The organism is Streptomyces sp. NPDC005266, from assembly GCF_040607655.1.
GTDB lineage: Bacteria > Actinomycetota > Actinomycetes > Streptomycetales > Streptomycetaceae > Streptomyces.
This window is the reverse complement of sequence record NZ_JBEXHC010000026.1, coordinates 96,976-107,693: the sequence shown is the minus strand read 5'-3', so window position 1 is coordinate 107,693 and position 10,718 is coordinate 96,976. Positions and strand designations below refer to the sequence as shown.

Below are 10,718 nucleotides of genomic sequence, written 5' to 3'. Positions count from 1 at the left end.
TATCTGGCGTTGACTTTTGGCACGCTGTTGAGTTCTCAAGGAACGGACGCTTCCTTCGAAACCGTTTCACCGGTTTCTCCGGGCGCTTCCCTTCGTTCTTCGTGTTTCCAACCTTACCAGATCCGTTTTCCGTTCCGTTTCCGGTCCGAATTCCGTTTCCGGCCCCCTGTTGGAGCGGGGTCTTTCGCGCCTTCTGGCGTGTCCACTACTTTAGCGGATTCCCTCCGATGCTCATAATCGAGCTTCCGTTCCGAATTTCGGCATACCGAAATCCATCCCGATGAGGGGCCGTGCAGTAGTGGTGTGCCGCCGGTGCGGCGTGAAGGTCGCCCCGGACCCTGCGGGCTCCGTGGCAACTCGAAGAACCTTACACGGCGCTCCGGGGGGTGGCAACCTCTGGCGAAAAGATATTTCCGGGCGTACCGTCTGTGTCATGACGTACCCATGCGCACACCCACAGTGGTGGGCCGCCTGACGGCGGCCGATCAGCGCATGCATCCACCACGGCCGCCGCTCCGGCGGCCGTTCGCGTATCCCCTCCCCCGCGAAGCCCGGCCGGCCGGACCGGCGGTCCCTGACAGCGGGAGATGACAGAGACATGGGACATACGAAGACGTCGCGGCCCCGGATCTTCAGCGGGGTCAAGCCGACCGGGCATCTGACGCTCGGCAACTACCTCGGTGCCATCCGCCGGTGGGTCCAGGAGGACCAGCACCGGGCCGATGCGCTGTTCTGCGTCGTCGATCTGCACGCGCTCACCGTGGAGCACGATCCGGCCAGGGTGCGGCGGCTCACCCGTCAGGCCGCCACGCTACTGCTGGCCTGCGGTCTCGACCCCGCGCGGTGCACGGTCTTCGTGCAGAGCCATGTGGACGAGCATGCCCGGCTGTCCTTTCTTATGGAGTGCACGGCCACCGACGGCGAGCTGCGGCGGATGATCCAGTACAAGGAGAAGGCCTCGCGGGAGGCGGCGCGGGGCGGAAGCGTACGGCTGTCGCTGCTCACCTATCCGGCGCTGATGGCGGCCGACATCCTGGCGTACGGGGCGCATGAGGTGCCGGTCGGCGACGATCAGACGCAGCATGTCGAGCTGACCCGGGATCTGGCGCAGCGGTTCAACCAGCGGTACGGGTCGGTCTTCACCGTGCCGCGGGCGACACCTCCGGGGGTTGCCGCGCGGGTGATGGATCTGCGGGATCCGGCCGCGAAGATGGGGAAGTCGCACGCCGAGACGGCCGGGATCGTCTATCTGCTCGATGAGGAGGACGCGGTGCGCAGGAAGATCCTGCGGGCGGTGACGGACAGCGGGAGCGAGGTCCGGTACGACCGGACGGAGCAGCCGGGCGTGGCGAATCTGCTGGATGTGCTGGCCTCGTGCACGGGCGGCAAGCCGGAGGTGCTGGCCGGGGAGTACGCCTCGTACGGCGCCCTGAAGCGGGCGACGGCCGAGGCGGTGGTGGAGCTGCTGCGGCCGGTCCGGGCCCGGCATGCCGAGCTGTGCGCCGATCCGTCGTATGTGGACGGGGTGCTGCGGGCCGGGGCGGAGCGGGCGCGGGGGCTGGCCCGGCCCCGGGTGGACGCGGCGTATGAGGCGGCCGGGCTGTTGCCGCCCGCCTGAGTTCTGCCGCCGGGGTTCGTCCCCGCTCCGGTCGTCCCCGCTCCGGTCCTTCCCGCTTCCTACGCGGCCCCGCCGCGTAGGAAGGCCGCCCCCTTGGCCGCCGGATCGGGAGAAGCCGGGCGGGGAGCAGGCGCGCCGCGGCGGTCAGCTGTTGCCGGAGGCGAGCTCGCGGCTGCGGTCGCGGGCCGCCTCCAGGGCGGCGATCAGCGCGGCGCGCACCCCGTGGCTCTCCAGCTCGCGGATGGCGTTGATGGTGGTGCCCGCCGGGGAGGTCACGGCCTCGCGCAGCTTGACCGGGTGCTCGTCGCTGTCGCGCAGCATCACCGCCGCGCCGATGGCGGCCTGGACGATCAGGTCATGGGCCTTGTCGCGGGGCAGGCCGAGCAGGATGCCCGCGTCGGTCATGGCCTCGACGAGGAAGTAGAAGTACGCCGGGCCGGAGCCGGAGAGCGCGGTCGCCGCGTCCTGCTGCGACTCGGGGACGCGGAGGGTCTTGCCGACGCCACCGAAGATCCGCTCGGCGTGGGCGAGGTGCTCCTCCGTGGCGTGGCTGCCCGCCGAGATGACGGACATGGCCTCGTCGACCAGCGCGGGGGTGTTGGTCATGACCCGGACGACCGGGGTGCCCGCGGCCAGCCGGTCCTCGAAGAAGGAGGTGGGGATGCCGGCGGCACCGGAGATGACCAGCCGGTCGGTGGGGACGTGCGGGGCGAGCTCGTCGAGGAGCGTCCCCATGTCCTGGGGCTTGACGGTGAGGATGAGGGTGTCGGCGATCTTGGCGGCTTCGGCGTTGGAGACGGCCTCGACGCCGTAGCGGGTCCGGAGCTCCTCTGCCCGCTCGGGCCGGCGGGCGGTGACCAGCAGATCGGACGGCGCCCAGCCGCCTCTGATCATTCCGCTGAGAAGGGCTTCGCCGATCTTTCCCGTGCCGAGCACGGCGACCTTCTCCGTCATGGTGTGGCTCTCCTCGTGCCTCGCTGCGTGGAGCGGTTACCCCCGCCATCCTCGCATGGCGGCCCTCCGGCAGCCTGCTCTGTCCACGCTTTATTCATCACCCGACGATTTAAATTTCACCCGAGTGCCCAGCGTGACCCCCGGGGCCGTCCGCGCCCGCGTCCGCCGGGGCGATCGGAGCCGACGGCTCCTCTTCGGTGACTCCGAGTTCACAAGTTGGTCACATATCGACTTGCAAATGGTCACGGTGATCTGGACAGAATGGGATCAGGTGTCGATACGTGCAGGAGGGGGGCGATGGTGAGGACGATCCGGCATACCGCTCGCGCCCTGTTAGCCACGGTATCCGTATTACTCGCCCTCTTCATCGCGGCGGACTGCGCGTCCGCGCAGGTCACTCACCCCGAGGCGATCAGCGCAACCGCATCCGCCGATCCGCGCCTCGTCGTCGAGGCCGCCTCCCCGCACCACGACGCCGGGGCAGAGGATTGCCAGGGGCTCCGCGGCGGGCGGGCCCCCCTCACCGCTCCCACCCCGAGCGGCAAATACGGATGTGTGTGCGGTTGCGATTCCGGTCTGCCGGTGCGGCGTACCGCCATCACCACATCCCTCACGGAACGCCAGGCCGTTCCCGTGTCGAGATCGGGCGAAGTGCCCCTCGTCCTCCAGGTCTTCCGCTGCTGAGAGCTACACCGTCGTAGCCCGGCGGTCCCCTCGCGCATCTCACGGTGCTCATCAGCAAGCGATCTCAACCGCCAGCGACCGATTCCATCGATCCCACTGACGTAGCGCTATGCCATGCCCTCGCCTGCCCATGAGCCGGCGACGGGGCGCACTGGAGGCAACCCTCATGCAGAACACTCTTCTCGACCGTTTCCGGGGTGCCGCAGGCACCTCAGGTTCATCCCACGGCGCCGGGACGCTCCGCGCCGACTTCACCGCTTCTCTCGTCGTCTTCCTCGTCGCCGTGCCACTGTGCGTGGGCGTGGCGGTCGCCTCCGGTGTGCCGGCCGAGCTCGGCCTGATCACCGGCATCGTCGGCGGGCTGGTCACCGGCTTTCTGCCGGGCAGCAGCCTGCAGGTGAGCGGCCCCGCCGCGGGCCTGACGGTGCTCGTCTACGAGGCGGTGGAGAAATACGGCCTCGCGGCACTGGGCGTCCTCGTCCTGGCGGCCGGACTGCTCCAGCTGGCGATGGGCGCGCTGCGCCTGGGCCGCTGGTTCCGCGCGATCTCGGTCGCCGTGGTGCAGGGCATGCTCGCGGGCATCGGCCTGGTGCTGATCGCCGGACAGCTGTACGCGCTCGCCGACGCCAAGGCGCCGAGCAGCGGCCTCGACAAACTCGGCGGGATGCCGGGGCTCATCGGGGACGTGGCCGGTTCGGCCGGCGCGCTGAAGGCCGTCGCCGTGGGCGCCGGAACGATCGCGGTACTGGTGCTGTGGCCGCGCTTCCGCCGGGGGGCCAAGGTGCTGCCCGCGCCGCTGGTGGCGGTCGCGCTCGCGACCCTCGCCACCGCGGCGCTCGATCTGCCGGTGGCCCGGGTCGAGGTGCAGGGCCTGCTGGACGCCGTGCAGCCGCCCGGCGGCAGTGAATTCACGGCGCTGGCCGAGGTGGGAGTCATCGGGACCATCGTCGCCTTCACACTGATCGCCTCGGCCGAGTCCCTGTTCAGCGCGGCGGCCGTGGACCGGCTGCACGACGGTCCGCGCACCGACTACGACAAGGAGCTCATGGCGCAGGGCGCGGGCAACGCGCTGTGCGGTGTGCTCGGCGCGCTGCCGATGACTGCGGTGATCGTACGGAGTGCGGCCAATGTGCAGGCGGGCGCGAGGACGAAGGTCTCGCGGGTGCTGCACGGTGTGTGGCTCCTGGTCTTCGCGGTGCTCTTCCCGGCCGCCCTCGGTGTCATCCCGGTGGCGGCGCTGGCGGGTGTGCTGGTGCACGCGGGCTGGAAGCTGATTCCGGTCAAGGACCTGGGCCCGCTGTGGCGGGAGCACCGGGGCGAGGCCGTGGTGCTGATCGTGACCGCCGGCGCGATCGTGATCACCAATATGTTCGAGGGCGTCATCATCGGGCTGCTGATGGCGGTGGCCAAGACCGCCTGGGCGACCTCGCATGTTCATGTCGAGGTCAGCCAGGTGGAGGCCGGCGAACTCGGCAACGAGGCGGCCAAGGGCGCCGGGGAGGACGAGAAGCCGCTGCGCGTCCGGGTGCTCGGCAACGCCACCTTCCTGCGGCTGCCCAAGCTGCTGGACGAGCTGGAGGCGCTGCCCCGGGAGCGCCCCGTGGAGCTGGACCTGCGCGGGCTGCGCCATGTGGACCACGCCTGCGGTATGGCGCTGGCCACCTGGGCCGAGCGGCACAACGCGGTGGTCAGCCATGCGGCGGCCACCGAGGAGCGGATCCCGGCCTGAGCGGTTACGGCGAAGTCAAGTGCTGATCCTTCTCGGCGTCCAAGCCCTCGGCCAGGCCGAACGGCGAGGGATCAGCGGCGAACTTCACCGCATCCGCTCAGCCGCCCCTCCCAGGTCATCGGCCCCCGGCGCCTACTGGGACGAAATGTTGGTTAATTAGGGGGGGCTGTTACTCGGCCCCGCTGGGCTTCGGCTCAGCGGGGCCGAGTGCTGCGAAGTGGCTGGTGCGGGTGCGGGCCCGGGGTGTGCCGGTGAGGTGGGCGTCGATGCGGGCGAGGTTGATCGCGGCGCCGGTGAGCTGGTGCGGATCGCCGGACCGCCCTTCGGAAAACGCGGCCCGCGCTACCCGCACCGTCTCCGCCGGAACCTCACTCGGCCCGCTCGGCTGCCGACATCCGCACCCACCCCGTACGACAACGTCGGCCTTCAAGACCACAACCGGGTCTTGAAGGCCGGCGTCACGCGAGCCCCGAATCAACCAACGGCGCCCCTACTGGCGCCGGGGGCCTGCCCGTTGGGGACGCGGACGGTGCGTACGCCGGGCCCGGGGTCGCCCTGCTCCTCCCCCGGACGCGCCGTTTAGGCTGAGGCCACGGGACGGGGGGCCGAGGGGAGGGATGACGGTGCCGCTGAGCGCCGGGGATCCGAAGACGATCGGCGACTACGAGCCGCGGGACCGGCTGGGCTCCGGCGGCATGGGCGTCGTCTATCTGGCGCGCTCGGTCTCGGGCAGACAGGTGGCCGTCAAGGTCGTCCATGCGCAGTTCGCGGAGGACGAGGAGTTCCGGACCCGCTTCCGGCAGGAGGTCGCGGCGGCGCGGCGGGTCAGCGGGGCGTTCACCGCACCCGTCGTGGACGCGGACGCTGATGCCGAGCGCCCCTGGATGGCCACGCTCTACGTCCCCGGGCCCACCCTCTCCGAGCGGTTGACGGACGGCGGGCCGCTGGACGCTGCGGAGCTGCGGCAGCTGGCGCTGGGGCTGACCGAGGCACTGGGCGACATCCACCGGGCGGGTGTGGTGCACCGCGATCTCAAGCCCGCGAATGTGCTGATGGCGGACGACGGTCCGCGCGTGATCGACTTCGGGATCTCCCGGGCCGCGGACAACCAGGCGCTCACCGTGACGGGCCGGGTGATGGGCACCCCGCCGTTCATGTCGCCCGAGCAGCTGAGCCGGCCGCGCGAGGTGACCGGCGCCTCGGATGTCTTCTCGCTCGGCGCGCTGCTGGTGTACGCGGCGATCGGGCGCAGCCCCTTCGACGCCGAGTCGCCGTATATGACGGCGTACCAGGTGGTCCATGAACCGCCCGCGCTGGAGGAGGTCGCCCAGCCGCTGCGGGGCATCGTCGAGCGCTGTCTGGCCAAGGATCCGGACGCCCGGCCCGGCCTCGCCGAGCTGGGCCGGCTGTTCGCCGGACTGCCGGAGAGCGGCGAGGTCCGGGCGGCCGGCGGCGCGGGCCGGAAGGGGAGGCGGACCTGGCGCGGTGAGCGCACCTGGTCGACCACGCTCAGCGGGATCCACCGGCGCCGTCCCGTCCTCGCCACGGTGGCCGTCGCGGGCGCGCTCGCGCTCGGCGGCGGCACGCTCGCGCTGGTCGCGTCGCACAGCAGTGGGGTCCGTACGACCGGCTCGGCCGGGACGGGCGGCGAGCCGGCCGGCTCCGGGCGGGCGATCGCGCTCCCGGACGGGTGGCAGCCGTGGCAGATCTCGCTCGTCAAGGCGGCGGGCCCCGTCCCCACGCCGTCGGACGGGCTGCCGTTCGTGGGTGACGATGTCGCCGGACAGTGCGCCCGGGCCGGTACGAAGCTCTACTGCGGCGGCAGCGGCTTCCCGACGGTCCGGGTCGACGGGGTCACGGGCCATGTCGACTGGCACACCCCCGACCTGCCGACCAGTGACGAGAGCGGGCTGCTCACCAGTGGCCCGATCGGGATACGGGACGGACGCGTGCTCGTTCACGACAGCCCGTCCGACGGGCCCACCCGGGTGATCGCGCTGGACGCGGATTCGGGCCGGAAGACATGGTCGCGCGAGGTGAGCGATGGCGCCGACGCGGTCCTGTTCGGCCATGCGGTGCTGGACAGCGACCGGGGCGACCGCTCACTGACCGCCTGGCGGACGACCACGGGCGAGAAGCTGTGGACAATGCCCGCGCCCAAGGGACAGAGCTGCGCGGCCGAGGCGTACGACGGGGTGCCGTACGCCGAGTGCGTGGACCCGGACGCCAAGGATCCGCGCGCCACCCTGCTGCGGCTCGACCCGCGCGACGGCACCCCGACCCGGCTGGCCCGGCTGGCGAACCCCGAGGAGACGCTGGGCGTGGACGGCCGGGATCTGCTGATACTGCCGGCCGGCGACGGCGACGGCGCCGCTTACGGAGGCAAGCCCTACCCGTATGTGATCCGGGTGGACACCCGCACCGGCGCCCAGCGGAAGGTGAAGCTCCCCCGCAACGCCCAGGGCACGGCCACGCTCATCGACGGCCGGCTCTACTTCGTGCAGGAGAGCGGCCGGGTCACGGCGGTCGACGCGGGCAGCGGGCGGCAGGTGTGGAGCCGGCCGACGACTGTGGAGCGGCTCGGGGCGCCGCGGGTGTCGGCACCCGAGAACGCGGTCTATCTGTGCAGCGGCAGCGGACGGCTGCTCGCGCTGAATCTGCGCACCGGCGAGGAGCTGTGGCAGACCGCCGCGCGCAGCGGGTCCAGCGGCTCGGGCGGCGGTCTGGAGTCGACGCAGGTGCTGCGGATGGGTGGCGCGGTGGTGGCGCTGGCCAGCGATGGGACGCTGTTCTCGGTGGACCCGCTGCATCCGAACGCGAAGCCCCTCCCCGGCGCGCCGCCCACCAGGGGCGGCCCGCCGGTGAAGTCCCCCGCGAGCGGGCGCCGTTGAGCCGTCGCCGCAGAGCGGCCGGCCGCGGGGCTCAGCCGAATCGCTCAGCCGCAGCGCTCAGCCGCAGGCGCCTGCGACGAAGCCGTCGCTGCCCGTCTTCACATACGCGTCCGAGACATACTGGCCCGGCGCGATGCGGTCCCAGATGTCCGTGGTGCCGTAGGGACCCGACACCTTCTGGCCGCGCTGCTGGCAGCGGATGGTGACGCGGGTGTTGGCCGGCAGCACCTTGACGAGCCGGTGGTTGGTGCCCGGCCCGCTGCGGACGTTCACCCGGTAGCCGGGCGCGGTCGGATAGGTGGCCGCACCGGCGGCCCCGACGGCCTCCGCGGCCCCGACGGCCTCCGCGGTCTCGGTGGGCACAGCGGTCTCGGTGGGCACAGCGGTCTCTTCGATGGCCATGTGGCCCCTCCCCCGTTGAACTTCTTTCCGAAGTTGTGCACATGTCGTGTGAAGTGGCACGACATGCGGAGGCTAACAAGGCTCGCACATGTCATCGACTAGGCTCGCCGAGTCGCGACTGCGGCCGAATTCACGGGGGTGGGCAATGCCGCCGCTGCGCAGTGCCGGGACAGGCCCGGAAGCGGAGGATCCGGAATACGCCGGGCAGTACCGGCTCGAGGCGCGCCTCGGCTCCGGGGGCATGGGCGTTGTCCATCTGGCCCGCTCACCGTCGGGACGACGGCTCGCGGTCAAGGTCGTGCATGCCGCATACGCCGAAGACCCCGAGTTCCGGGCGCGGTTCCGGCAGGAGGTGGCGGCCGTGCGGCGGGTCAGCGGAGCGTTCACCGCACCCGTCGTGGACGCCGATCCGGATGCCGGCCGCCCCTGGATGGCCACCCTCTACATCCCCGGCCCGACCCTCTCCGAACACGTCAAGCGGAGCGGCCCGTTGGCGTCGGATGAGGTGGTGCGGCTGGCGGCGGGGCTCGCGGAGGCGCTGCGCGACATCCATCGGGCGGGCGTGGTGCACCGCGATCTCAAGCCGAGCAATGTGCTGCTCGCGGCGGACGGCCCGAAGGTCATCGACTTCGGTATCTCCCGGGCCTCCGACAGTGAACTGCGCACGGAGACCGGCAAGTTGATCGGTACGCCGCCGTTCATGGCGCCCGAGCAGTTCCAGCGACCGCGCGCGGTGGGACCGGCCGCCGATGTGTTCACGCTGGGCTCGGTGCTGGTGCACGCGGCCACCGGGCGCGGACCATTCGAGTCCGAGAGTCCGTACATCGTGGCGTACCAGGTGGTGCACGACGAGGCGGATCTGGCGGGAGTACCGGATGAGCTGCTGCCGCTCATCCGGCGCTGCCTGGCCAAGGACCCGGACGACCGCCCCACCCCCGACGCCCTGATGACGGAGCTGCACACGGTCCGCGGCCCCCAGCCGCCCGTCGAGCGCGGGCCCGTCGCGCTCGTACCGCAGCAACGGACGCCGGATCCGCACTCGTTGCCCGGTGGCGGCGGCGCGGTGAGCGACCCCGTACCGGACGGTGCCGACGACGCGCGGACGCATGAGAAGGCGGCGCCCGCCGCCGAGCCGGTGGCGCGGCGCCGCGGCATGCGGCGGTGGGCGCTGGCCGGGCTCGCGGCCGTCGTCGTGCTGGGCGCGGGCACGGGCGTGGCGCTGAGCCGGCTCGAGCAACCGGACTCGTCCGGCGGTCGGCAGCCGCGGATCAGCGCGGCGACCACGGCGGCGTGGCGGCCTTGGCAGATCCGGCTGAGCGGTGGCAAGCGATCGGGCGAGGGGGCGCGGCCCGCGTACTGCTCCTACGGCGACGGCGCCCTGTACTGCGCGCGGCGCGGCGTCGAGGCCGCCCGGGTCGATCCTGCCGATGGCCGGGTGGCCTGGTCGCGGCCGTCCGCGGCGGGCCCCTCGGGCGGGAGCAAGGGCGAGGGGGTCATCACGGCGCCCGAGCTCTCCGGCGGTCTGGTGCGGATGGTGTCGCCGGACGGGAAGCGGCTGAAGGCGCTGGACCCCCGGACCCACCGCGTCCGCTGGAGCCGCGATGTGTCCGGATACGAGGGCGGGGTCTACACCGCGGGCGACAGCGTGCTGCTGGTCGCGCCGGACGGCACCGTCACGGCGGTGAACGGCGCGACCAACCGGGAGCGCTGGCACCATGCGCTGCCCGGCCACGCCCGGCCCGTCTTCTTCTCGTACGGCGACGGCCACACCGCCTACGCCGTCACCACCTCCGGCGACGGCTCGCACACCCTGGTCACGGCGGTCGACACGGTCCGCGGTACGACGCGCTGGCACCGCTCGCTCGACGGGTACCTCACCCCGGTCGGCCCCGGCCCCGGGACCGGCCTTCTGCTGACCGAGACCGACCTGCAGACCCAGACCACCGCCGTCGTCCGCTACGACCCGGCGCGGCGCGCCGTGCGGCGGGCCGCGCTGACCGTTCCGGTCTCCGCTGCCAGCGCCGTCAGCCTGGGCGACCAGGTGTATCTGCTGGGCGCGGACGGGGGGTTGGTGGCCGTGGACACCGGCCGCGAGGGCGCGGCGAAGCCGCAGCGCTGGCGCCTGGAGACCTCGGTGGCGAACGCCTCACCGCTGGTGGCCGAGGGCGGTCGGCTCTACTTCTCGGCGGCGGACGGCCGGCTGCTGGCCGTGGACGCCGACCGGGGCGAGCTGCTCGGCCAGACCCGGCCGCGCACGGGCCGTGCCGACCAGGGCTTTCTGGCCCTGGTGCCCGCGCCGGTGACGGCGGACGGCAAGGTGTTCGCGACGGCCCCGGACGGCACGGTCTTCGCCGTGGCCACCCGGAACCCGGCCGCCTGGTAGCCGCCTGGCCGGGCCCGCTCCGGCTTCCCGTCAATCCGCTGTTCCGGCCGCGCCAGG

General features: G+C 72.3%; 7 protein-coding genes. 4 read left to right on the top strand and 3 right to left on the bottom strand.

Going from position 1 to position 10,718, the window contains the following annotated elements:
• The first annotated feature begins 598 nt into the window (after window positions 1–598).
• Window positions 599–1,618 carry a tryptophan--tRNA ligase gene (trpS, locus tag ABZU99_RS31555; protein WP_356048277.1) on the top strand — a complete coding sequence of 340 codons (1,020 nt, stop codon included), beginning with the start codon at window positions 599–601 and terminating at the stop codon, window positions 1,616–1,618.
• A 144-nt stretch (window positions 1,619–1,762) separates the two neighbouring features.
• On the opposite strand, the gene proC is transcribed toward trpS, so the two are convergent.
• Window positions 1,763–2,572: a pyrroline-5-carboxylate reductase gene (gene proC, locus ABZU99_RS31550; protein WP_355949722.1), complete on the bottom strand. Its 810-nt coding sequence runs from the start codon at window positions 2,570–2,572 to the stop codon at window positions 1,763–1,765.
• 850 nt (window positions 2,573–3,422) lie between these two features.
• Here proC and ABZU99_RS31545 point away from each other — a divergent pair.
• Window positions 3,423–4,985 carry a SulP family inorganic anion transporter gene (locus tag ABZU99_RS31545; RefSeq protein ID WP_355949718.1) on the top strand — a complete coding sequence of 521 codons (1,563 nt, stop codon included), beginning with the start codon at window positions 3,423–3,425 and terminating at the stop codon, window positions 4,983–4,985.
• A gap of 169 nt (window positions 4,986–5,154) precedes the next feature.
• On the opposite strand, the gene ABZU99_RS31540 is transcribed toward ABZU99_RS31545, so the two are convergent.
• Window positions 5,155–5,337, bottom strand: coding sequence for a hypothetical protein (locus tag ABZU99_RS31540; RefSeq protein WP_355949756.1), 183 nt, complete (start codon window positions 5,335–5,337; stop codon window positions 5,155–5,157).
• A gap of 265 nt (window positions 5,338–5,602) precedes the next feature.
• Between ABZU99_RS31540 and ABZU99_RS31535 the strand changes: the two genes are divergently transcribed.
• Window positions 5,603–7,876: a protein kinase gene (locus tag ABZU99_RS31535; protein ID WP_355949715.1), complete on the top strand. Its 2,274-nt coding sequence runs from the start codon at window positions 5,603–5,605 to the stop codon at window positions 7,874–7,876.
• Between the two features lie 57 nt (window positions 7,877–7,933).
• Here the strand turns inward: ABZU99_RS31535 and ABZU99_RS31530 are convergent, their stop codons facing one another.
• On the bottom strand, window positions 7,934–8,278 hold the full coding sequence (locus ABZU99_RS31530; RefSeq protein ID WP_355949712.1) for an SH3 domain-containing protein: 345 nt from the start codon (window positions 8,276–8,278) through the stop codon (window positions 7,934–7,936).
• Between the two features lie 145 nt (window positions 8,279–8,423).
• On the opposite strand from ABZU99_RS31530, the gene ABZU99_RS31525 reads away from it, so the two are divergent.
• A complete protein-coding gene (locus ABZU99_RS31525; protein ID WP_355949753.1) occupies window positions 8,424–10,661 on the top strand; it encodes a protein kinase in 2,238 nt (745 codons plus the stop codon).
• The last annotated feature ends 57 nt before the right edge of the window (window positions 10,662–10,718 follow it).

Bases quoted from the DNA above. Each gene is read 5' to 3' on its own strand.
- trpS (WP_356048277.1), top strand. From the start codon at position 599: ATGGGACATACGAAGACGTCGCGGCCCCGGATCTTCAGCGGGGTCAAG.
- proC (WP_355949722.1), bottom strand. From the start codon at position 2,572: ATGACGGAGAAGGTCGCCGTGCTCGGCACGGGAAAGATCGGCGAAGCC.
- ABZU99_RS31545 (WP_355949718.1), top strand. From the start codon at position 3,423: ATGCAGAACACTCTTCTCGACCGTTTCCGGGGTGCCGCAGGCACCTCA.
- ABZU99_RS31535 (WP_355949715.1), top strand. From the start codon at position 5,603: ATGACGGTGCCGCTGAGCGCCGGGGATCCGAAGACGATCGGCGACTAC.
- ABZU99_RS31530 (WP_355949712.1), bottom strand. From the start codon at position 8,278: ATGGCCATCGAAGAGACCGCTGTGCCCACCGAGACCGCTGTGCCCACC.
- ABZU99_RS31525 (WP_355949753.1), top strand. From the start codon at position 8,424: ATGCCGCCGCTGCGCAGTGCCGGGACAGGCCCGGAAGCGGAGGATCCG.